At 64.3% G+C, this 22,720-nt stretch carries 18 protein-coding genes; 11 read left to right on the forward strand and 7 right to left on the reverse strand.

Going from position 1 to position 22,720, the window contains the following annotated elements:
- The first annotated feature begins 31 nt into the window (after positions 1-31).
- The 4 genes from xdhC to ASD50_RS06650 all read left to right on the forward strand — a co-directional run bounded on the left by xdhC (position 32) and on the right by ASD50_RS06650 (position 5,966).
- Positions 32-883, forward strand: a complete 852-nt coding sequence (xdhC, locus tag ASD50_RS06635) for a xanthine dehydrogenase accessory protein XdhC (protein ID WP_056237799.1) — start codon at positions 32-34, stop codon at positions 881-883.
- A 217-nt stretch (positions 884-1,100) separates the two neighbouring features.
- On the forward strand, positions 1,101-3,161 hold the full coding sequence (locus tag ASD50_RS06640; RefSeq protein ID WP_056237803.1) for a hydantoinase/oxoprolinase family protein: 2,061 nt from the start codon (positions 1,101-1,103) through the stop codon (positions 3,159-3,161).
- Positions 3,158-5,071 (forward strand): hydantoinase B/oxoprolinase family protein, encoded by a 1,914-nt coding sequence (locus ASD50_RS06645; protein ID WP_056237807.1) that lies wholly within the window; start codon positions 3,158-3,160, stop codon positions 5,069-5,071. Before ASD50_RS06640 ends, ASD50_RS06645 begins: the two co-directional genes overlap by 4 nt.
- 103 nt (positions 5,072-5,174) lie before the next feature.
- On the forward strand, positions 5,175-5,966 hold the full coding sequence (locus ASD50_RS06650) for a creatininase family protein (protein ID WP_056237810.1): 792 nt from the start codon (positions 5,175-5,177) through the stop codon (positions 5,964-5,966).
- A gap of 9 nt (positions 5,967-5,975) precedes the next feature.
- Here the strand turns inward: ASD50_RS06650 and ASD50_RS06655 are convergent, their stop codons facing one another.
- Positions 5,976-6,821 (reverse strand): IclR family transcriptional regulator, encoded by an 846-nt coding sequence (locus ASD50_RS06655; RefSeq protein WP_056237813.1) that lies wholly within the window; start codon positions 6,819-6,821, stop codon positions 5,976-5,978.
- Between the two features lie 93 nt (positions 6,822-6,914).
- Between ASD50_RS06655 and ASD50_RS06660 the strand changes: the two genes are divergently transcribed.
- From ASD50_RS06660 to ASD50_RS06685, 6 genes are all read left to right on the forward strand, one after another.
- Complete coding sequence (locus ASD50_RS06660) at positions 6,915-8,333, forward strand: amidase (protein ID WP_056237817.1); 1,419 nt, start codon at positions 6,915-6,917, stop codon at positions 8,331-8,333.
- 228 nt (positions 8,334-8,561) lie between these two features.
- Positions 8,562-9,836 (forward strand): flavin-containing monooxygenase, encoded by a 1,275-nt coding sequence (locus ASD50_RS06665; protein WP_056237822.1) that lies wholly within the window; start codon positions 8,562-8,564, stop codon positions 9,834-9,836.
- Between the two features lie 217 nt (positions 9,837-10,053).
- A complete protein-coding gene (locus ASD50_RS06670) occupies positions 10,054-10,470 on the forward strand; it encodes a RidA family protein (RefSeq protein ID WP_056237827.1) in 417 nt (138 codons plus the stop codon).
- A gap of 5 nt (positions 10,471-10,475) precedes the next feature.
- Positions 10,476-11,150 (forward strand): DUF1028 domain-containing protein, encoded by a 675-nt coding sequence (locus tag ASD50_RS06675; RefSeq protein ID WP_056237830.1) that lies wholly within the window; start codon positions 10,476-10,478, stop codon positions 11,148-11,150.
- A gap of 21 nt (positions 11,151-11,171) precedes the next feature.
- Positions 11,172-12,662, forward strand: a complete 1,491-nt coding sequence (locus ASD50_RS06680; RefSeq protein ID WP_056238711.1) for an aldehyde dehydrogenase — start codon at positions 11,172-11,174, stop codon at positions 12,660-12,662.
- Between the two features lie 50 nt (positions 12,663-12,712).
- Positions 12,713-13,645, forward strand: a complete 933-nt coding sequence (locus tag ASD50_RS06685) for a LysR family transcriptional regulator (RefSeq protein WP_056237832.1) — start codon at positions 12,713-12,715, stop codon at positions 13,643-13,645.
- A 21-nt stretch (positions 13,646-13,666) separates the two neighbouring features.
- Here the strand turns inward: ASD50_RS06685 and argE are convergent, their stop codons facing one another.
- Entirely contained in the window at positions 13,667-14,833 is a 1,167-nt protein-coding gene (gene argE / locus ASD50_RS06690) for an acetylornithine deacetylase (RefSeq protein WP_056237836.1), read from the reverse strand.
- Between the two features lie 266 nt (positions 14,834-15,099).
- Between argE and ASD50_RS06695 the strand changes: the two genes are divergently transcribed.
- On the forward strand, positions 15,100-17,169 hold the full coding sequence (locus ASD50_RS06695; protein ID WP_056237839.1) for an NAD(P)-binding protein: 2,070 nt from the start codon (positions 15,100-15,102) through the stop codon (positions 17,167-17,169).
- A gap of 68 nt (positions 17,170-17,237) precedes the next feature.
- Here ASD50_RS06695 and ASD50_RS06700 read toward each other — a convergent pair whose 3' ends face one another.
- The 5 genes from ASD50_RS06700 to ASD50_RS06720 form a co-directional block, all read right to left on the reverse strand.
- Positions 17,238-18,839 carry a GMC family oxidoreductase gene (locus ASD50_RS06700; RefSeq protein WP_056237843.1) on the reverse strand — a complete coding sequence of 534 codons (1,602 nt, stop codon included), beginning with the start codon at positions 18,837-18,839 and terminating at the stop codon, positions 17,238-17,240.
- Between the two features lie 61 nt (positions 18,840-18,900).
- Positions 18,901-19,938 (reverse strand): extracellular solute-binding protein, encoded by a 1,038-nt coding sequence (locus ASD50_RS06705; RefSeq protein WP_200952385.1) that lies wholly within the window; start codon positions 19,936-19,938, stop codon positions 18,901-18,903.
- 129 nt (positions 19,939-20,067) lie between these two features.
- Positions 20,068-20,769 carry an ABC transporter ATP-binding protein gene (locus ASD50_RS06710; RefSeq protein ID WP_056237847.1) on the reverse strand — a complete coding sequence of 234 codons (702 nt, stop codon included), beginning with the start codon at positions 20,767-20,769 and terminating at the stop codon, positions 20,068-20,070.
- Positions 20,762-21,547 (reverse strand): ABC transporter ATP-binding protein, encoded by a 786-nt coding sequence (locus ASD50_RS06715; protein ID WP_056237850.1) that lies wholly within the window; start codon positions 21,545-21,547, stop codon positions 20,762-20,764. The genes ASD50_RS06710 and ASD50_RS06715 overlap by 8 nt, the downstream gene beginning before the upstream one ends.
- Positions 21,544-22,719: a branched-chain amino acid ABC transporter permease gene (locus ASD50_RS06720; protein WP_056237855.1), complete on the reverse strand. Its 1,176-nt coding sequence runs from the start codon at positions 22,717-22,719 to the stop codon at positions 21,544-21,546. Before ASD50_RS06720 ends, ASD50_RS06715 begins: the two co-directional genes overlap by 4 nt.
- Position 22,720 lies beyond the last annotated feature (1 nt).

A 22,720-nucleotide genomic window follows, 5' to 3' on the forward strand; every position in this document is an offset into this window, starting at 1 on the left:
GGCGCGCGAATAGCGTCATGGATCAGATAGGATGGCGACAAGCGCAAATCCTTTGAAGGATTTTCTCGACCGGGCGGGCGAGGCCGTGATGGTCGAGGTCGTCGGCGTCGCCGGCTCCACGCCGCGCGAGACGGGTGCTTACATGCTTGTCGCGAGGGACGTTGTGCACGGAACGATCGGCGGCGGGCACCTGGAATATATCGCCATAGACAAGGCCCGCGAGATGCTGCGCTGGCCTTTCGCGGGGTCTGCCCCAGTAGAGCTTGACCTCGCGCTGGGGCCTGAGATCGGGCAGTGCTGCGGTGGGCGGGTCCGCATCGCGTTTCGCCCTGTCGGCCACGCACTCGCAGCTCGCCTTGTCGATCAGGCCGAGGCGCAGGATAGCCGCATGCCGCACGTCTATCTCTTTGGCGGCGGGCATGTCGGCAATGCCATGGCCCGAACCCTGGCGCTGCTGCCGGTACGAGTGACCATCGTGGAGACGCGTGCCTCGGCGCTCGAAGACATCCCGGTTGGCGTCGCATCGGCGCTCACGCCGGTTCCGGAGGCGGTCGTCCGCGAGGCGTCGACCGGTGCCGCTTTCGTCATCCTCACCCACGACCACGCACTGGATTTCCTGATTGCCGCCGAGGCGCTGAAGTGCGGTGCAGCCGCCTATATCGGCATGATCGGCTCGAAGACCAAGCGGGCGACCTTCCGGAGCTGGTTCCTGAAAAGCGGCGGTGGCACGGAAGCCGGTTTCCGCCGCCTCGTCTCCCCGATTGGCGGCGACGCCGTGAAGGATAAGCGGCCTGCCGTCATCGCCGCCCTTGCTGCCGCGGAGGTGATGGCCGCGCTCGACATGTGGGAGCGCCAATCCGCGCTCCAGCCGGCGACGCTGTAACGTCTTTCCGCGGGGCGGCGGCGAGCGCCGCTCGCGGTTTTCCTGACGCGGCAGGCTATCGGAACCCAGTTCCGAACGCCTTCTGACAGGCCTCGGCAGCACAGGGGCAACCAACGAGCCGAAGAGTATTCGGGCGGTCCAAAAAACCGCTTGCCACGCGAATACAATATGCGGTAAGTGAATGTCATATCCGTATAGTGGATACTTGGAGAGCGCAATGAATGTCAGGGTAGCCATCGATACAGGCGGGACGTTCACCGATGTGGTGGCGATCGACCAACGCACGGGAGCGATCACGGCGATCAAGACGCCATCGACGCCGAGCGACCCGAGCGTCGGTCTGCTCGACGGTGTTCGCAAGGTTCTGGAGAAGGTCGGCGCCGAGCCGAAAGACCTCGCCATGCTGCTGCATGGCTCGACGGTCGCGACCAACGCCGTGCTCGAGCACAAGTTCGCCGGCCTCGGTCTGCTGGTGACGCGCGGTTTCCGCCACATGATCGAGATCGCGCGCCAGTCGGTGCCCGACGGCTACGGCAACTCCTTCTTCTGGGTGAAGCCGCCGCGGCTGGTGCCGCTGCACCTGGTGCGCGAGGTGCCCGGCCGCATGAAGTTCGACGGCAGCGAGCTCGAGCCGATCGACGAGGAAGAGACGCTGAAAGCGGTGCGTGAGCTCGTCGAGGACGGTGTCAAGTGCATCGGCGTCTGCCTGCTGCACTCCTATGCCAACGACGAGCACGAGCGGCGCATTGGCGCGCTGATCGAGAAGCATTTTCCAGGCGTGTTCGTATCGCTTTCCTCGGTCGTGTTGCCGGAATACCGCGAATACGAGCGCGCCATGACCACGCTGGTCGACGTGCTGGTGAAGCCCTATTGCAAGACCTACCTGCAGAGTGCGGCCGACCGGCTGCGTTCCCAGTCCGGCGACATCCCCTTCCTCATCATGCAGTCGAACGGCGGCGTGGTGAAGCATTCGACGGCCGGCGAGAAGCCGGTGACGATGCTTCTCTCGGGTCCGGCCGCCGGCATCCTCGGTGCCATCCACATGGCGACGTTGGCCGGCTACGACAACATCCTCACCTCCGACGTCGGCGGCACCTCTACGGACATCTCCATCATCGAGAAGCAGATGCCGATGTACACGTCGGAATCGATGATCGAACACTATCCGGTCAAGACACCGATGCTCGACATCGTTACCGTCGGCTCGGGCGGCGGCTCGATCGCCTGGACGGACCCCTATGGCAGCCTGAAGGTTGGCCCGCAGAGCGCCGGCGCCGATCCCGGACCGATCTGCTACGGTCGCGGCGGCACCCAGCCGACCGTCACCGATGCGGCGATCGTGCTCGGCCGCCTGCCGACCGCGCTGATCGGCGGCGAGATCCAGCTCGACCTCGCTTCGGCGAAGAAGGCGTATGAGGAACTCGGCCGCCAGCACAACATGAGCGCGGAAGAGGTCGCTGCCGGCGTACTGGAGATCGCCGCGGTCAACCAAGTGTTCGGTATCCGCAAAGTCACCACCTCTCGTGGCCGCGACCCCGGCAACTACGCCATGGTCGCCTTCGGCGGCGCCGGTGGCCTGTTCGCGACGGAAGTAGCCGATTTCCTCGGCATGAAGACCGTCATCTCGCCGCCCGATCCGGGTAACCTCTGCGCGCTCGGCCTGCACGTCTCCGACGTGCGCCGCGACTACATCCGCACCATGGTGCGACGGCAGTCCTCGGCCGACGTTGCCGAGATCGTCACGGCCTGGAATGCGCTTGCCGAGGAAGGCCGGCGCGACATTCGCGCCGAGGGTATCGCCGATGCTGACATCAAGATCGAGTACGTCGCCGACGTGCGCTACTTCGGCGAGGGCCATGAGGTGCAGGTCACCGCGCCTGAGGCCGTGTCGGGGGAGGCGGCGGTGGCGCATATATGGAAGGACTTCCATCGCGTCCACGACGAGTCTTTCGGCTTCCACTACGAGGGCGAGCAGGACGTCGAACTGGTGAACCTGCGGGTTCGCGCCGTCGGCGTGCAGAACCGCCCGCAGATCAATGCCAGCGAGAAGTCGGGGCAGGCGGCGAAGCCGTTCGGTTCGCGCAAGGTCTACTGGAAGGGTGCCGGCTGGGTCGATAGTCCGCTCTACGAGCGCACCGAACTTGTCGCCGGCCAGGCGATCCCGGGACCGGCCATCGTCCAGGAATACGGGTCGACCGTTGTCGTCCCCGGCGGCTGGACCTGCACGGCCGACCGCTACCGGAACCTCATTCTCACCGCCAGGGAGACGCAGTCGTGAGCAGCCAGAAGAAAGCGAAGCTCGGCCCGATTGAGCTGGAAGTCATCCACGGAACCATCCGTGCTGCCGAGTTGGAGATCGAGGCGGCGGTGGAGCGCACCGCGCGCTCGCCGATGATCCGCGATCAGCACGACTATCGCGTCGCGCTGTTCGATGCCAAGGGCCGCAAGCTGACCGGCCGATCCTATTCGGCGATCGTCGAGCCGGTGTTCGAATATTTCGGCGAGGACAAGATCTTCCCCGGCGATGTGTTTTTCTGGAATGACCCGTATAATTCCTGCGGCGGCATCGGCCATGTGCCGGACCTGTGCACCACAGTGCCGATCTTCCACGAGGACAGGCTGATCGGCTTCAGTCAGGTGTTTGGCCATCACGACGACATCGGCGGTGCTGTGCCGGGAAGTCTGCCAGTGCACGCCACCGATAGCTGGATGGAGGGCGTGCTGATCCCGCCGATCAAGCTCTACGAGCGCGGCGTGCTCAACGAGGCCGCCTTCCGTATCATCACCCGCAATTCGCGCCTGGAGGATCACCTTGCCGGCGACCTCGACGCCGAGATCGGCGCCTGCAAGCTTGGCTCGCGCCGCATCGTCTCGCTGGCCGAACGCTATGGTGTCGAGACGCTGGAAGCCGCCTTCGAGCAGATCCTGAAGAACGCCGCCGAGATTTTCAGGCGCGAAATCCTGCCTAAGATCAAGGACGGCGTCTATCACTACGAGGACTATATCGAGGCCGATGGTGTCGAGGACGGCAAGATCCACGCGCTGCGCCTCACCATGACCAAGACCGCCGACAAGATCGTGCTCGACTTCAACGGCACCGATCCGGAAGCCAAGGGGCCGATCAACTGGTCGCTGGATGAGGTCGAGGGCCGCTACTTCCGCAAATGGCTGGCGCCGGTGCTGCGCTCGCTTGCCGCCTCGCCGGAGCGCGCTGCCGAGATCGATTCCAACGAAGGCGTTCTGGACGTCATCGATGTGGTATTCCCGGAGAAGGGCACGCTGATCACGCCAACCTTCGGCAAGCCGACGGGCATGCGCTTCTTCCTGATGCTGCGCTCGCTCGGCGTGTTCGCCGCGTGTCTTTCCAAGGCGACGGACGGACGCATGCCGGCCGACCACGAGACGATCCGTATCTGGGGCCTGACCGGTGGCAAGAACCGCGACGACTTCTTCCTGTTCCGCGAGGTTCTCGGTGGCGGTGGCCCGGGACGGCCGTGGGCCGACGGCTCGGACGTCGTCCACATCGTGCCGAACTCGCGCAACCTGCCGGCCGAGTTCTCCGAGACGCGCTACCCGATCATGGTCGAGCAGCTTGCGCTCAAGGAGGATTCCGGCGGCGCCGGCTTCCGCCGCGGCGGCTTCGGTTACGACAAGAAGATCCGCGCTCTGGACGAATGCCGGCTGATCTCCAACGCCGATCGCTCGGTCCTGGGCTGCTATGGCGTCAACGGCGGCAAGACCGGCCAGAACTACCAGATCTCGGTCATCGAGAACGGCAGCGAGACGATCTATCCCGGCATGTCGGATACGGTCGTGGTCCGGCCCGGCGCCTCAGTGCGCGTCGTCACCACCGGCGGTGGGGGCTGGGGCGACCCGCTGGCGCGTGAGGCCGACAAGGTGGTCTACGACCTGCAATGCGGCCTGATCTCGGAACGGAGTGCGCGCGACGATTACGGCGTCGCCGTTACGCTCAAGGGCCGCGAGTGGACCCACGACGCCACCCAGACCCAGGCCCGGCGCGAGAAGCTGCGCAAGGAGCGCGGCATCCCGCCGATGTTCGATCGCGGCGAGGCGTTCCGGGCCATGAAGGCCAAGGGCATGGTCCGCTACCCCGACAACTGGACGGACCCGGACGAGGGCTGGAGCGCCGTCGGCGAGGCGGCATCCTTGACCCAGGCTGCGGAGTAGGCTGAGGGACGGACGACCAAGGCGCTTCCTGAAGGAAGCGCCTTCGGCACGAAAATGAGCCGATAAAGGCGCAAAGCGCCATAGTGCCAGGGAGATTACGATCATGGAACGCCGCATGTCTTACATGACCCAGATGGAGATCGCCGACGCGATCGCCACCGGCAGCGCAGTGATCGTGCCGACGGGCGCCACCGAGGCGCACGGCCCGCACATGCCCGTCGATACCGACACGCACCAGGTCGACCACATCGCCGTGCTGCTCGCCGAGCGCATCGACGCGATCGTGGCGCCGCCGGTCGCCTATGGCGTGTCGATGACCTTCGAGCATTTCCCTGGGACGATCTCGTTGTCGATCCCGACCTATCAGCTCATGCTGTTCGAGATCGGCGCGGCCTTGGTCAAACAGGGCTTCACCCACATCATCCTGCTCAACGGTAACCGCCCGAGCGGCACCGCCAACGACCAGGTGGCGCGCCACATGGTCGACCAGCTCGACGGCGACCACGACTTCAAGGTCTCGGCCGTCAGCTATTGGGAACCGGCGGCCGATAAGATCCATGCGCTACGCAAGTCGGTCGTCGGCGGCATGGGCCATGGCTGCGAGTTGGAAGCCTCCTTCCAGCTCGCCACCCGGCCCGAGCTGGTTAAGATGGAGCGGCTGAAGGGCGCCAAATACGGCCCCGTCGGCTGGGACCTGGTGGCGCCGACCAACCCGACGCGCACCTATGCGCGGCGGCCGCGCCCGGGTGCCGGCCATGCGGCAATCTTTGGCGACCCGACCGTGGCAACGGCGGAGATGGGCGAAAAGTCGATCGCGATCATCGTCGACGTGCTGGAACAGACCTTCAGGAACCTGCAGGGCTCGTATCAGGACCGCAAAGACCAACCGGCCTGAAGCGGCCGGTCACGGATGCCAGCCAAGCTCGATCGAGAGCGTGTGCGTCATCAGCAGCAGCGCTTCCTTAAGCCCGTCCATCAGCGCCTGGTCGCGCGCCACCTTCTTGAGATAGACGAAGCTAACGCAGCCTACCGCCGTGCCCTTGCTGCCGAACACCGGCGCAGCGATGGAGCCGGTGAAGCTCTGGACATCGCCCTCGGTCTGCGCGAACCCGGCCTTGCGCACCTCGTCCAGCCGCTGGCGCAGCACGGCGGGATCCGTGATGGTCAGCACGGTAAGCGGCTCGAGCGGCTCGGCGCAATAGGCGGCGACGAATTCCGGCGTCTCATGGGCCAGGAGCACGAGGCCCTTGGAGCCGGCGTGGAGCGGGATGTGGTAGCCGTACTGGGCCTTCGATATCTCCTGGAGCTGCCGCTTCTCGGCATGGATGACCACCGAGAAGCTGCCGATGCGCTCGACGATCTGCACGTCGACACCACGGATGTCGCGGTCGCGTGCGAGGTAGGAGATCGCTGCTTTCAGCATCTTGTTGTTGGCGAGATAGGCCGAGCCCAGATGCCACATCCGCGGCCCGATCTCGTAGTGCGAGGTCTCGGGATTAAGCATCAGGAACTGCGCCTTCTCCAATTTCTTCACGGTCCGGTGCGCCGTCGCCCAGGGAAGGTTCATGTCGCGCATGACGTCGACCACGCGACACGGCCTCGCCGCGATCAGGTCGAGTACCGCGAAGGAGCGTTCAAGCCCCTGCTTGGCCTCGGACGAGCGCGCATCCATCGCCGTCGGCTTTTCTACGCCGTAGTCGATCACCTGCAGGGTTTCCGTCCGTTCGTCCGTCGCTGTCTTCTTGGCCATGGAAACCGTCTGCCGCTTATTCGTCCTGTAGACAAGCTATCCACTAAATCGATGATTTACCAGCCGGCACCGGCACGATGAAGGAGCATTGAGATGTGCCAGCCGCTTTGGGCCGAAGACGCAGTTACCATGGCAAGCCTGCTACGCGCGGGCGAGATCAGCCCCCTCGACTTGCTCGACGCGACTGAGGAGCGAGTGGCGGCAGTAAACCCGCTGGTCAACGCTCTCCCGACCCTCTGCTTCGACCGCGCGCGCCGGCGGCTCGGCGAGGGCGGCGACCTGTCGGGATCGACGCTTGGCGGACTACCGGTGCCGGTCAAGGATTCCTACGCGGTCGCCGGCGTGCGCACCACCTTCGGCTCGCGCGTCTATGCCGAGGCAGTGCCGGACCGGTCGGATTTTCTCGTCGAGGCACTGGAGGCGTCGGGCGGCATCGTCTTCGCCAAGTCGAACACACCTGAATTCGAAGCCGGCGCCAACACCTTCAATGATGTGTTTGGCGTCACCCGCAACCCGTGGAACACGCGCCTGTCGCCCGCCGGCTCGTCGGGCGGCGCGGCGGTGGCGGTGGCTACCGGCATGGCGGCGATCGCGCAGGGTTCGGACTTCGCCTGCTCGGTGCGCTATCCGGCCGCTTTTTGCGGCATCGTCGGCCTGCGGCCGAGTCCCGGCATCGTGCCACAGGGGCCGGGCGGGGTGCCGGGGCAGACGCTGTCAGTGATAGGTCCGCTGGCGCGCAGCGTGGCCGACACCGGCCTCGGGCTCCAGGCGATGGCTCGCTTCGATGCGCGCGACCCGCTGTCGCGGCCGATGCCGGCGATCGATTTCGCCGCTGCGGCACGGCAGCCGCGCAAGCCACGGTGTCTCGCCTTCTCCGTCGATCTCGGTGTCGCCGACATCGAGCCGGAGATCGCTGCGGTGATCACCGAGGCTGTGCGTCGGCTGGAACATATGGGTGCGACCGTCGCCGAAGCCGCGCCTGATCTTTCGGCTGCGGAGACTGCTTTCCACACGCTCCGAGCCCACCAATTCGCATCGGCCCGCGGCGAATTGATCGACGGGCCTGAGCGGACGCTACTTAAGCCAGAGGTGATCTGGAACATCGAGCAGGGCCTGAAGCTTACCAGCGCCGACATCGCGGCCGCGGTGCGCGGTCAGGCGCGCAGCCGCGCCGCTCTGCTCGGCCTGCTTGAGCAGCACGGCTTCCTGATCGCCGCCGCAGCACCGGTCGCCGCCTTCCCGGTCGAGGAGCGGTATGTGGGGCGCATCGCCGGCCGCACTCTGGACAGCTATCTCGACTGGCTGGTGCTCGGCTACGCTATCACCATCACCGGTTGCCCCTCGATCACCATACCCTGCGGCTTCACTGCGGCTGGCTTGCCGGTTGGCTTGCAGATCGTCGCGCCGCCCTATAGCGAAGCCGAGTTGCTGTCTGTCGCGGCTTGGTGCGAAGACGCGCTCGGATGCCGAATGATCCGGCCGATCGATCCGCGCACCCCCGCGGGCGTTTGACGAAAGCGAGGCTGGTTCGGACCGGGCGGGATAGCGCCCTAAATTGCCACTGCATGTTCAGGCGATTTCGTGGTGTGCTCAATCTGCCGCCGTGCCGTCGGCCTTTAGGGACAAGCTAAGCACTGCAACATGAAATCGTAATTTTCGCGTTCCGGCCCCTCGGCTAAACCAGCGTCAGACCTCTGCGGTTCCCAAGGAAACCGTGGAGAGCCAAAAAAGGACGCACAAATGCCGGTTGAAAAAATAGACACGCTTGTTGTTGGTGCTGGCCAGGCAGGAGTGGCTATGAGCGAGCACCTGACCAAGGCTGGCGTGCCGCATCTGGTGCTGGAGCGGGCGCGCATCGCCGAGCGCTGGCGCTCCGAGCGTTGGGATTCGCTGGTTGCCAACGGCCCGGCCTGGCACGACCGCTTTCCTGGCATGGAATTCCAGGGCGACGGCCCCGACGACTTCGTCGCCAAGGAAAAGGTCGCGGACTATTTCGTCGCCTATGCGGACATGATCGCAGCGCCGATCCGCTGCGGCGTGGAGGTGAAGGAAGTGCGCAGGCATGCCGGTCGCCCCGGCTTCCGGGTCGAGACTTCTGAAGGCGTGATCGAGGCCAACAGCGTCATTGCCGCGACCGGACCGTTCCAGCGCCCGGTCACGCCGGCGCTGGTTCCCGAAAGCGCCGGTCTCTTGCAGATGCATTCCAATTCCTATCGCAATCCGGAGCAGCTGCCCGCTGGCGCGGTGCTGGTGGTGGGCGCCGGATCGTCCGGCGTGCAGATCGCCGACGAACTGTTGCGCGCCGGCAAGCGCGTCTACCTTTCGGTCGGTCCGCACGACCGGCCGCCAAGGGCCTATCGCGGACGGGATTTCTGCTGGTGGCTGGGCGTGCTCGGCAAATGGGACGCCGAAACGCCGGGACCGGGCACGGAGCACGTCACCATCGCGGTGAGCGGTGCGCGGGGCGGCCAGACGGTCGATTTCCGACGCCTTGCCGCAGAAGGCATGACGCTTGTCGGCCGCACGGAATCCTACAAGGACGGCGTGATCAAATTCGCGCCCGATCTGGTCGAGAACGTCTCGCGCGGCGATGCCAATCTGATGTCGCTGCTGGACGAAGCCGACGCTTATGTGGCCCGCAACGGCGTCGATCTCCCGCAGGAGCCGGAGGCGCGCAAGCTGCTGCCGGATCCGGAATGCATGACCAACCCCATCCTCGAATTGAACCTTTACGACGCCGGGATCACCTCTATCATCTGGGCGACTGGCTATGCGGTGGACTATAGCTGGCTGAAGGTCGATGCCTTCGACGACAAGGGCAGGCCGAAGCACCAGCGCGGCGTGTCGGCTGAACCTGGCATCTATTTCCTCGGCCTGCCGTGGCAGTCGCGACGGGGCTCGAGCTTCATCTGGGGCGTCTGGCATGACGCCAAGCATCTGGCCGACCGCATCTCGACGCAGCGCAAGTATCTTGCCTATCACGCCGCCGCCAAGCGCCAGACCGAGGACGCATAGGCCCTGAATGTCGAAGACGGGCAGCGCCGCCACGGCCTGCCTGTCTGGCCGCCTGCGCTGATTAGGAGCGTCCTTAGCAGCGATGAGAAAGACACTTCTTTCAAACCCTGCCCACGTCGTGAAAACATGACCCCACATGCAGCCTGCGGTCCCTGCGCCATCGATGAGAAGTGGCACAGGGACCGCAGGCTGTAGCCTGACCCGATGGAGACCAAAGATGGCGCATATCCGTATCCGCAAGTTCAACACCAAGGACACCTATCCCGAGCAGAAGCTCGACAACGATCTGTGCCAGGCGGTGGTGACGCAGGGTGGCAGGACCATCTATCTGCGCGGCCAGTGCCCGCAGGATCTCGACACGGCCAAGGATATCGGCAGCCACGACCCAGTGGAGCAGACCCACAAGGTGATGCAGAACATCAAGCAGCTCATCGAGGAATGCGGTGGCAAGATGGAGCATCTGGTCAAGGTGGTGGTATACATCACCGACGTGCGCCATCGCGAGGCCGTCTACCGGACCATGGGCGAATACATCAAGGGCGTGCATCCGGTTTCGACCGGCCTCGTCGTGAGTGCGCTCGCCCGCCCGAGCTGGCTGGTCGAGATCGACGGAACCGCGGTTATCCCGGACTGAGTGCAATGACCTTTTCCATCGTCGCGCGCTGCGCGAAAACGGGCATGTTCGGCGTTGCGGTGTCGTCTTCCTCGCCGGCGGTTGCGGCGCGCTGCGCCTATGCGCAGGCCGGTGTCGGCGCGATCGCCAGCCAGAACGTGACCGATCCGACGCTCGGCACGCGTGGACTGGAGCTGATGGCACGCGGCGCAACGGCAGCCGAGGCGGTCGCCATCCTGAAGCGGACCGGGGCCTACCCTGAATACAGGCAGGTGCTTGCCGTCGACGCCAAGGGCATCAGCGCCATCCATTCCGGCCCCAAGGCACTCGGTACATGGGCCGAAGCGAGGGCGGAGAACGTCGCCTGCGGCGGCAATCTGCTCGCCAATGACGGCGTTCCGCAAGCGATGGTCGATGCCTTCCTGTCGTCCGAAGGCCATCTCGGCGACCGTATCATCGCCACCATGCGGGCGGCGCTCAAGGCCGGTGGTGAAGCCGGACCTGTGCGGTCGGCGGGGATGAAGCTGGTGCGCGAGGTGGCGTGGCCGGTGGCGGATCTGCGTTGCGACTGGACGGAGGATTGCCCGATCGAGCATCTGGCCTCGGTCTGGGAAATCTACAAGCCCCAGCTCGACGCCTATGTGACGCGCGCACTCAACCCGACCGATGCGCCGAGCTACGGCGTGCCGGGCGACGAATAGAAAACGAAGCAGGAGCCGATGATGAGCGAACTCAGCCACAAGGACTGGATCGGCAAGGCATCGGCGATCCGCTTTCGCGACAAGGCGTTCATCGACGGCAAGGCGGTGCCTGCGCGCTCCGGCCGGACCTTTGCCAGCATCAATCCCGCGACCGGCGAGACGCTGGCGCAAGTGGCTTCGGGTGGCGAAGAGGATATCGACCTTGCGGTAGCGGCTGCGCGGCGCAGCTTCGAAGCCGGCGTATGGTCCCGCACCAGCCCCGGGCACCGCAAGGAGGTACTGTTGCGGCTGGCCGGCCTGCTGCGTGAAAACCTGCACGAGCTTGCGCTTCTGGAATCGCTCGACATGGGCAAGCTCGTCAACGACGCCGTCACCATCGACGTGCCTGGCTCGGCGGCGATCTTCCAGTGGTATGCGGAGGCGATCGACAAGATTTACGACGAGGTCGCGCCGACGGGAGAAGGCGACCTCGTTTTGGTGCGGCGCGAGCCGCTTGGCGTCATCGGCGCGGTGGTGCCTTGGAACTTCCCGCTCGACATGGCGACATGGAAATGCGCGCCGGCGCTGGCGGCAGGCAATTCGGTGGTGTTGAAGCCGGCGGAACAGTCTCCGTTCTCGGCGCTGCGGCTGGCTGAACTGGCGATGGAGGCCGGGCTGCCGGCGGGCGTGCTCAACGTGGTTCCGGGTCTCGGCGAAACGGCAGGGCAGGCGCTCGGCCGCCATATGGACGTGGATTGCCTCGCCTTCACCGGCTCGACCGCCGTCGGCAAGATGTTCCTGCAGTATTCCGGCCAGTCGAACATGAAGCAGGTGTGGCTGGAGACGGGCGGCAAGAGCCCGAACCTCGTCTTTGCCGATTGTTCCAACCTCGATGCCGCAGCCGACATGGCGGCGTTCGGCATCTTCTTCAATCAAGGCGAGGTGTGCTCGGCCAATTCGCGGCTTCTGGTGCAGCGCGAGATCAAGGATGCGCTGGTGGAAAAACTTGCCGAGCGCGCCGCCGCCACCCAACCCGGCGATCCGCTCGACCCGGCCTCGAAAATGGGCGCCATGGTCGATGCGAACCATGCCGCCAACGTCATGCGCTTCATTGAGGCGGGCAAGAAATCGGCGCGCCTGGTGACGGGCGGCGGTCAGGTCAGCGTCAATGGGCGCGGCAGCTTCGTCCAGCCGACGATCTTCGACAATGTCGGACACGGCGATCCGCTGGCGCGCGACGAGATCTTCGGCCCGGTGCTTTCGGTCATCGCCTTCGATGACGAGGACCAGGCGGTGCGCATGGCCAATGACAGCATCTACGGGCTGGCAGCGTCGCTATGGACCGACAGCCTGTCGCGCGCGCACCGTATCGCCGGCCGGCTGCGTGCCGGAACGGTTTCCGTCAACACCGTCGATGCGCTGAGCCCGATGACGCCGTTTGGCGGCTTCAAGCAGTCCGGCTTCGGCCGCGACCTGTCGCTGCATTCATTCGACAAGTATACGGCGCTCAAAACGACCTGGATCAAATACTGAGAGGCGGCGGAGACTTGATCCAGACATTCAAACGGGCAACATAGCTGCCCATGCCGCTACGCTTCACGCTCAGACAGCTGGAATATTTCGTTGCCGTGGGTGAAGCCGGCTCGATTGCCAAGGCCGCCGAGCAGGTCAACGTGTCGCCGCCGTCGATTTCGGCCTCGATCGCGCAACTGGAAGCAGAGTTCGGCGTCCAGCTTTTCGTACGCAAGCATTCGCACGGACTGTCGCTTACCGCCGGCGGCCGGGTGTTCCTCAAGGAAGCGGCGCGGCTGCTCGCCAATGCCGACGCTTTGCACGATATTGCCGGCGATATCGCGGAAAAGGTACGCGGCCCGCTGGCGATCGGCTGCCTTTTGACGTTCGCGCAGATCGTGCTGCCGTCGCTGCGCCGGAAATTCGAGACGACCTATCCGGACGTGCGGGTGAGGCAATTCGAGCGCAACCAGGGCCAGTTGCTGGAGATGCTGCAGCGGGGCGAAATCGATGTTGCGTTGACCTACGATCTCGAACTCTCGCGGGACTTCGCCTTCGAGCCGCTGATGCTGGTTCCGGCCTATGTGATGCTGCCGCAGGACCACAAGTTTGCCGGCAAAGCAGCGATAACGCCGGAGGAACTGGTCGACGAGCCGATGGTGCTTCTGGACCTGCCTTTCAGCCGGGAATATTTCCTGTCGGCGTTCCACCAGCGCGGCATCCGGCCCAATATTGCCGAGCGCACGGGCGACATCGCCGTGATGCGCACGATGGTGGCGAACGGGTTCGGCTATGGCATCGCCAATATGCGCCCGCTCAACACGCTGGCGCCTGACGGCAAGCCGATGGCGTTTCTGCCACTCGCGGGCGATCTGCGGCCACTGACCCTTGGTATCGCGCTGCCTCACGCCGAACACCGGACACAAACGGTGCAGGCCTTCATCGAGCATTGCCGGCGCTTCGTCGTCGAACAGGGCGTGTTCGGTACCGAGCGCCTGGCTTAAGCTTACATCTCCAGCGGTAGCTTACATCTCCAGCGGTGCAGCCTCGGTCAGCCGTTGCAGCAGCTTTGCCAGCATGTCGTCGCAGCGGTGAAGCTGCTCGATGCTGACGAATTCGTCCGGCTTGTGGCCCTGCGCCATCGAACCCGGGCCGCACACCACGGTCGGCGTCCCGACATCGCGGCTGAAAAGCCCGCCTTCAGTGCCGAAGGCGACCTTGATGGTGCCGTTGGCGCCGGTCAACGACTTGACGAAAGCGACGGCCTGCGAGGCGGCCGGCGTATCGAGGCCGGGATAGGTGTTGAAAACCTCGATATCGATCGCGGCTTCGGGCGCGATTGACGATGCCGCGGCTGCGATGCGGGCTGCTTCGGCGCGCAATCCGTCCAGTATATGCTCGGGATTGTCGGCTGCGACGTTGCGGATCTCGAAGTCGATCTGGCAGAGGTTGGGCACGATGTTGAGTGCAACGCCGGCATTCATCTTGCCGACGTGGACGGTGGTGTAGGGGATGTCGTAGTCGCCGTCGCGTGCGCCCTCGGTGGCAAGCCTGTCCTGTTCGCGGCGCAGGGCTGAAACAAAATCGCAGCCGAGATGGATGGCATTAAGCGCCAGTGGGGCCAGCGCCGAATGGCCTTCGCGACCTTTGCAGAAGGCGCGTGCGCCGATCTTGCCCTTGTGCCCGGTCGCCACCTGCATGCTGGTCGGCTCGCCGACGATGCACAGAAGCGGTTTTTGCGGCGCGCCTTGCAGCATCTCGACGAGGCTGCGGACGCCGATGCAGCCGATTTCCTCGTCGTAGGAGATGGCGAGATGAAGCGGCGTGCGCAATTGCATCGTCGATGCCTTGATGCAGGCGGCAAGGGCCGACGCGATGAAGCCCTTCATGTCGGCTGCGCCGCGGCCATAAAGCCTGCCGTCACGCTCGGTCATGGCAAAGGGCGGCAAAGTCCAGTCCTGCCCGTCGATCGGCACGACATCGGAATGGCCGGACAGCATGACGCCCGGACGGTCGGCGGGACCGACGGTGGCATAGAGGTTCGCCTTATGGCCGTCCTCGCTGTGGATAATGGTGGAGGCTATGCCGTGCCGGCCGAGCAGATCGGTGACGAAGCCGATCAGGTCGAGATTGGAGTCACGGCTTACGGTTGCGAAACCGAGCAGTTTTTCCAGGATCGGGATAGTGTCCATTGCAAGTCTGCCTCATTGTGTTGGCGCTTGATAACACCCTACGTCCGTTGAGTAGAAGTCGCATTTGGCTCAGCCCTGCATAGGCGGTTGCGACCTTGTGCTGACGGCCGGTTAGGCGGCTCCTAATCGGTGGAGAAGAAATCAGTAATTTTCCGTCGGATGCTTCGTCTTAAGACTAGCAGGACGGCACCAACCCAATGGCTGAGGCCAGACCGCATGCGCGCCCATGAGGCACTTCGGGCCGCGGTCGCAGGAAGGGGACTTGAATGCGCGATCCACGCTACGACATCCTGTTCGAGCCGATGAAGATCGGCCCGGTAACGGCGAAGAACCGCTTCTACCAGGTTCCGCATTGCAATGGCGGCGGCTATCGCGATCCTTCGGCAGCCGCCGAGATGCGGCGTACCAAGTCCGAAGGCGGCTGGGGCGTCATCTTCACCGAGCAGACCGAGATGCACCACACCTCGGAGATCACGCCGTTCATCGAATTGAGGCTATGGGACGACGCCGACATTCCGGCACTGGCCAAGATGGCCAAGGCGATGCATCAGCACGGCGCGCTGGCCGGTATCCAGCTTGCCTATTCCGGCATCAACGGTCCGAACCTCTATACCAAGGAAGTTCCGCGCGGCCCGTCGGCGCTGCCAATCCGCACCTTTACCAACGATCCGGTGCAGGCGCGCGCGATGGACAAGGAGGACATACGCGACCTGCGCCGCTGGCACCGCAATGCCTTCAAGCGCGCCAGGCAGGCGGGCTTCGACCTTGTCTGCCTCTACGGTGCGCACGGCTTCGGCATCATCCAGCATTTCCTTTCGACTGCCACCAACCAGCGCACCGACGAATATGGCGGCTCGCTAGAGAACCGCTCGCGGCTGATGCGCGAACTGATCGAGGAAGGGCGCGATGCCATCGGCGACACTTGCGGGCTGACGCTGCGCCTTTCGCTGGACGAGATGATCGGCGAACTCGGCTTCGCCAATTCCGAAGTGCGCGACATGATCGAGATGCATGCCGACCTGCCCGATCTGTGGGACCTGGCGCATGGGGCGTGGGAGGATTGCTCGGGTCCGTCCCGCTTCAAGGAGGAAGCGGCGCAGGAAAGCCTCGTCTCCGGCATCAAGAAGCTGACCTCGAAGCCGGTGGTCGGCGTCGGCCGTTTCACTTCACCCGACGTAATGGTGAAGATGATCAAGTCCGGTACGCTCGATTTCATCGGCTGCGCGCGGCCTTCGATCGCCGATCCGTTCCTGCCGAAGAAAGTCGAGGAAGGCCGTATCGAGGATATTCGCGAATGCATCGGCTGCAACATCTGCATCACCGGCGACATGACCATGTCTATCTCGCGCTGCACTCAGAACCCGACCTTCATGGAGGAGTGGCGCAAGGGCTGGCACCCGGAGCGGATGCAGGCGAAGGGCGAAAGCGAGAGCGTGCTGATCGTCGGTGCGGGACCGGCCGGACTGGAAGCGGCGCGTGCGCTCGGCGTGCGCGGCTACCAGGTGGCGATTGCCGAAGCCGGCACCGAGCTTGGCGGGCGCGTGGCGCGCGAATGCCGCCTGCCGGGGCTCTCCGCCTGGGGACGGGTGCGCGACTATCGCCAGTACCAGATCAGCCAGATGCCGAATGTCGAAGTCTATTTCGACAGCCGGCTATCGGCGGACGATATCCTCGCCTTCGGCTTCGAGAACGTGGCAATCGCCACCGGTGCAACCTGGCGGCGTGATGGGGTAGCCCGCGCGCATGTCGTGCCGATGCAGATGGATCAGGCGATGCCGGTCTATACGCCGGACGATTTGATGGCGGGCAAGGTGCCGACCGGCAACGTCGTGCTGTTCGATGACGACCACTACTACATGGGCGGCGTGCTGGCTGAACTGATGGCGCGGCAGGGCGTAAAGGTGACGCTGGTGACGGCGTCGGCCTATGTGTCGGACTGGACGCGCAACACGCTGGAGCAGGGCGCGATCCATCGCCGCCTTGCCGAACTCGGGGTCGAGATCGTGCTCAACCGCGCCGTCACCAGCATTCGCGCCGATGGCGTGGTGACGGCCTGCGCCTATACAGGTGCGGAGCAGGCGGTTGGCGCGGATGCGGTGGTGCTGGTCACCTCGCGCAGCCAGGACGACAGCGTGTGGCAGGAACTGAAGGCGCGCCGCGCCGAATGGGCCGACAACGGCATCCGCTCGATCAAGGTGATCGGCGATGCGGAAGCGCCGGGACCGATCGCCTGGGCGACCTATGCCGGCCACCGCTTCGCGCGTGAACTCGACGAAGCCGATATCGGCGATGCGCTGCCCTTCCGGCGCGAGGTTACCGCGCTCGCCGCCGAATGACAGCCTGAGCGACAAGGGCAAACCTGCCAGACAGGTTCGCCACTGCCCGTGCCAAGTCAGGCGGCTGGTCAGCCCTTGAGGATCATGTCGGCGGCGCGCTGGCCGATCATCATGGTCGGGGCGTTGGTGTTGCCGCTGATGAGCATCGGCATGATCGAGGCATCGGCAACGCGCAGGCCCTCGAGGCCGCGTACTTTCAGCGTGGCCGGATCGACGACCGCCATCGTGTCGGTGCCCATCTTGCAGGTGCCGACGGGGTGGTAGACGGTGAGCGCCTCGGCCTTCAGATAGGCGAGGATTTCGTCGTCGGTTCGCACGTTCTTGCCGGGCAGCATTTCCGCGCCGCGGATTTCATCGAACTCGGAGGAGGCGAAAATCTGGCGGGCAATCTTGATACCTTCAACCAGCACCTTGGCATCGTGATCTTCGGAGAAGAAGCGGTGGTCGATGAGGATGTTGCGATGCGCAGCATCTTTCGACAGCCGGATTTCACCGATGCTTTTCGGGCGCAACACGCAGGTGTGGATGGCGTAGCCGTGGCCATACTCGATCAGCCGGCCGCGATGGCTGCGGTAGCCGGGAACGAAGTGGAACTGGATGTCGGGCTGGCCGTCTGAATATTTCGTCCTGGCGAAGCCGCCCGCCTCGACGTAGTTGGTGGTGAGCATGCCTTTGCGGCGCGCAAAATACTGGAACGGTGCGGCGATCATGCTGGGTAGGTTCGGCAGCGAAAGGCCGAGCGTCTTCGTGCTGGACGAACGCACCGTGATCATGCCGTCGACGTGATCCTGCAGGTTCTTGCCGACACCTGGAAGATCGATGACGGGATCGATGCCGATTTCCTTCAACTCGGCGGCGGGGCCGATGCCGGAACTCATGAGGATCGCCGGCGAGTTGATGGCGCCTGCCGACAACACGATTTCGCGCGACGCGCCAAGCGTTTTCGTCGCGCCCTCATGGCGGACCCTGACGGCGGATGCGCGGCCTGCCGTCACGGCGAGGTCGATCACCTCGCAGTTGCTGAGCACGGTGAGATTGGGGCGGCCAAGCACCGGGCGGATGAAAGCGGTGTAGGCGCTGAACCGCTGCCCGCGATCCTGTGTGACATTGTAGATGCCGAGGCCGAACTGGCTTTCGGCGTTGAAATCGCTGTTGGCGGGGATGCCGGCATTGGCGCCCGCCTTGACGAACATCTTCGACAGGATGTTGGGGTCGCGGGGATTGTCGACCAGGAGTTCGCCGCCGGTGCCGTGGTAGCGCTGGTCCTGGCCGAGCTGGTTGCGTTCGAGCTTCCTGAACACCGGCAGGACGTCGTCGTACGACCAGCCGGTGCAGCCGAGCGTTGCCCATTGATCGTAGTCGCGTGCGGAGCCGCGGATATAGACCATCGAATTGATCGAAGTCGAACCGCCCAGCGCCTTGCCGCGGTTTACCGGAATGCGGCGATTGTTGAGGTTGGGCTGGGGAACGCCGACATAGCAATAGTCGTAGGTCGGACTGCCGTAGAGCGAGAGGATGCCGGCCGGGACCCTGACGCGCACGCTGTCGTCGCTGCCGCCGCCTTCGACAAGGCATACCCTGACCGTCGGATCGGCGCTGAGACGATTGGCGACGACGCAGCCGGCTGAGCCGGCTCCGATGACGATATAGTCGAAGCTGTCTTGCGGCATGGTTGCTCTGCGGTGGGAGAAAGGGGCCGGGACGCGAACGCCCCGGCTGACAAGGTGGTTGCTACTGGAGCAGCTGCGTCCAGACCTTGGTGACGAGTTCCTGCGCCGCCGGCGAGCAGGCCTGGCCCATCTTGACCGGAACGGTCGGGAAGAGCTCAGGTGCGTTTTCCTTGTTGTAGAGGGCCTTGGTCTCGTCGATCTTCACCGGCGAGGAATGGCCGTAGTAGTTGTACTGGTCGGTGGCGTTTTCGAGCGAAGCCATGAAGTTGATGAACTTCTTGGCGTTGTCGATGTTGGCCGCGCCCTTCGGCACGACATAGGAATCAAGCCAGCCGACGAGGCCTTCCTTGGGCATGGCGTATTCGACGTTTGCCTTGTCGTTGTGGCGCACGCGCATGGTGTTGCCGTCCCACCAGAAATGCGCGGCGACTTCGCCGCTGCCGATGCGGTTTTCGATGTTGTCGCTGGAATAGACGGCGACAGAGGGCTTCTGGGCGAGCAGCAGGTCGAGCACCTGCTTCATCTTCTGCGGGTCTTCGCTGCAATATTCGATGCCGAGATAGTTCTGGGCGGCCGGGATGACTTCATCGGGCTGGGCCAGGCTGGCGATCTTGCCCTGCAGTTCCGCCGGCGGCTCGAAATAGGTTTTCCAGCTATCGACCGGACCCTTGTAGATGTCGCGGTTGACCGTGTAGCCGGCATTGCCGAAAGCGAGCGGGATGGAATAGTTGCCGGTCGGGTCCCACCATGGCTTCTGCCATTCAGGCAGGATCTGCTGGTAGGCTTCCATCGAGGTCGCGCCGATGTCTTCGAGCAGGCCCGAGTCGATCATGATCTTCACGAAATGCTGCGACGGCGTGACGATGTCATAGCCGGACGATCCGGCTTGCAGCTTGGTCAAAAGATCTTCGTTGGAGGAAAAGGCATCGACGGTGACCTTGATGCCGGTTTCCTTCTCGAATTTCGCGACCACGTCGGGCGCGATGGAATCGGCCCAGGCATAGATCGACAGACTGCCGTCGGCATGTGCCGACACGGTCAAGGCCAGACCGAGGGCGCACGCGCCTGCGAGCGCCTGCATGCGGTTTTTTATCGACATAGCATTCCCCTGTGAGTTTTCCCGGGGGCAACGATAACAAACCACTGTCGCGGATAAATTTGATTCACCCGACGCGCTGATTAGGAAAAGCCTTTTCCTGCGCGACATGCAGCCTGCAAGGGAGCGGCCTCACAGATAAAGGCTCTTCGCCGCCTTTGAGGACAAAAGCTCTTTCGCGTCGCCTTCCTGCGCTACCTTGCCCTTGACCAGCACATAACCGCGGTCGGCGATGCCGAGGCCCATTTCGGCATTCTGCTCGATCAAAAGGATGGTGGTGCCGCGGCGATGGATTTCCTGGGTGATCTCGAAGTACTCGCTGATCAGCTTCGGCGACAGGCCGAGCGAAGGCTCGTCCATGACGACGAACTTGGGTTCGCCGATCAAGGCGCGGGCAAGCGCCACCATCGCCTGCTCGCCGCCGGAAAGCGTGCCGGCGACCTGGCGCAGCCGTTCGCGGATGCGCGGGAAGAGGTTGGACATCTTGTCGAGCTGGGTTTCGAAATTCGGCCCGCGCCCAGAAACGGCGTCGTAGCCAAGGCGCAGGTTCTCGATGACGGTCAGCCCGGGAAACAGCCGCCGGCCTTCAGGAACGAGACCCACGCCAAGTGCTGCAAGGTTCTCGGTGCCCAATCTGCCGATGTCCTTGCCCATCACCTCGACTGCGCCACGCAGGGCGCGGACCACGCCGCAGACGGCCATGAAGGTGGTGGTCTTTCCGGCCCCGTTCGGGCCGAGCAGGCAGACGAGTTCGCCCGGACGCACGCTGAGCGTGAGGCCGCGCAGCATCGGCACGGAGCCGTAGGCGGTATCGACGTCTTTCAGTTCAAGCATGCGCAGCCGCCTTTCCGAGATAGGCTTCCTGCACCCGCGGGTTGGCCCTGACGGCCGCGAAATCGCCTTCGGCGATGCGGCTGCCGTAATCGATGCACATGACGTGGTCCGGGAAGGCCTCGACCACCTGCATGTCGTGCTCGATGAGAATGACGGACAGCTCCAGATGGACATCGCGCAGCCGTACGATGTCGGCGATCAGCGCCTGCGTCTCGGTCTCGTCCATACCGACGGAAGGCTCGTCGAGCAGAAGCAGTTTTGGTTCGGATGCCAGCGCGCGGGCGATCTCCAGCCTGCGCCGATCTGCCTGGGCGAGCGCGCCCGCCGGGCGGTAGCGCTGTTCGAACAGGTCGCCGGAGCCGCTCTTCAACAGCGCTTCCGCCTTTTCGACGCAAGCTGCCATTTCGCGCCGGGACTTGCCCGGCCGGAAAAGCGCGTCGAGCACGCCGGTGGTGGTGCGCGTGTGCATACCGATGATGACGTTGTCGAGGACGCTGAGGTCGGAGAACAGGCGCGACGACTGGAAGGTGCGGCCGATGCCGCGTTCCACCACCTCATAGGAGGGCTTGCCGGTGATGTCGGCTCCGTCGAACACAACCTTGCCGGATGTCGGGCGATAGACGCCGGTCACGACGTTGAACAATGTCGACTTGCCGGCGCCGTTCGGTCCGATGACTGCAAGGACCGAACCCTTGTCGATGGAGAAGCTGACATCGTTCAGCGCAACCAGTCCGCCGAAGCGCATGGTCGCGTTTTCGACCCTGAGGAGGACGCTCATGGCTCGCCTCCGTAGCGGCGCATGCGCTGCGGGAACAATCCCTGCGGGCGGATCATGAGGAAGCCGATGATGACGACGCCGAAGAACAGCAGGCGATAGTCGGCGAAGGCGCGCAGCTTTTCCGGCAGGATGGTGAGCAGGAAGGCTCCGACGATGACGCCGAAGATGTTGTCCATGCCGCCGACGATGACCATGGTCATGATGGTGACGGAGACAAGGAACGTGAAGTTGTCAGGCGAAATGTAGCTGACGTAGAAGGCGTAGATGGTGCCGGCGAAGGCGGCCAGGAAGGCATCGACGGCGAAAGCCAGCACCTTGTACCAGGCGACATTGATGCCCTGCGCCTTGGCCGCGATCTCGTCGGCGCGCAGCGCATTCCATGCCAGGCCGATGCGCGAGCCGTGCAGGCGGTGCGCGGTGATGATGGCGACGACCACGAGCGCCGCCGACAGGTAGTAGAAGTTCGCCTGGCTCGGCAGTTTCCAGCCGAAGACGACCAGCGGATCGGCAAAGGAGTGGCCGAACAGGCTGGGAGCTGGAATGCCGACAAGGCCGTTGGGGCCGCCGGTCCAGTCGAAATTGTTGAGGAGCTGCTGGACGACGACGCCGAAGGCGATGGTGACGAGCGCGAGGTAGGTGTCGCGGGTGCGCATCGAGGGAATGCCGATGACGAAGCCGAACAGGGTGGCGGCAAGGGCGGCGAGCGGCAGGGTCAGCCAGAAGCTCAGGCCGAAATTGATGGCCAGCAAGGCCGAGACATAAGCGCCGATGCCGTAGGAAGCGCCGGTGGCGAAGTTCGGGATGTTGGCGCTGCCGAGCTGGAAATTGAGCGCCAGCGCGAGAACGGCATAAAGCTGGGCCACGATCAGAAGATGCAGGACATAGGTGTTGGAACCGACCACGAAGGGAAAGCCGAGCACAACGACGGCTGCGGTGGCGAATGTCACCAGCGGCACGCGGGCCATGCTTGCCATTGCGTAATCGGTGATCCAGGGCAGCCGCTCCAGCAGGTAGAAGCCGGCGCCGAGCAGGGCAAGCAGGCCGACGATCTGCCAGCCGCCTTCGGCCTTCAGTACGAAATAGAGGAAGGCAGCGCCGGCCAGTTGCGACAGGACAGTGAAGGCGATCGCCTGCCCGGTGCCGGGTGCGACAGATGATGCGGGAGCGTGCATG

The sequence above is a fragment of the Mesorhizobium sp. Root552 genome, assembly GCF_001427285.1.
In the GTDB taxonomy this organism is placed as follows: Bacteria; Pseudomonadota; Alphaproteobacteria; order Rhizobiales; family Rhizobiaceae; genus Mesorhizobium.